Origin of the sequence: Pseudomonas sp. MD330_10 (assembly GCF_042610415.1) — a bacterium.
Lineage (GTDB): Bacteria > Pseudomonadota > Gammaproteobacteria > Pseudomonadales > Pseudomonadaceae > Aquipseudomonas > Aquipseudomonas rhodesiae.
In genome coordinates this window covers 1-263 of the sequence record NZ_JBHGZU010000091.1, presented here as the reverse complement: position 1 = coordinate 263, position 263 = coordinate 1, and the positions used below count along the sequence as shown (strand labels likewise).

Annotated in this window: 1 protein-coding gene; it reads left to right on the top strand. The window is 61.6% G+C overall.

Annotation, left to right across the window (positions count from 1 at the left end; translation table 11 throughout):
• On the top strand, positions 1–263 hold a 263-nt coding region (locus ACFZPT_RS26745; RefSeq protein WP_379555966.1), incomplete at both ends, for a hypothetical protein.

Here is a 263-nt window from a genome sequence, read left to right as displayed (position 1 = left end):
AAAATCCTGCCCGATGACAGCGTCGTTGAATATACCTACGACCGCCAGGGCAATCTCCTCAGCGTCGACGACGGCCACTGGGCGCTGGCCTACGAATACGACCGCCAAAACCGCCTCACCGCCGAACACCAGGGCTGGGGCACCCTGCGCTATGGCTACGACGCCTGCGACCAGCTCAAGCACCTACGCCTGCCGGATAACAACCGCGTGGCCTTCAACCGCGACAAGGGCGGGCACCTAGCGACTGTTGAATTGAATGGCAA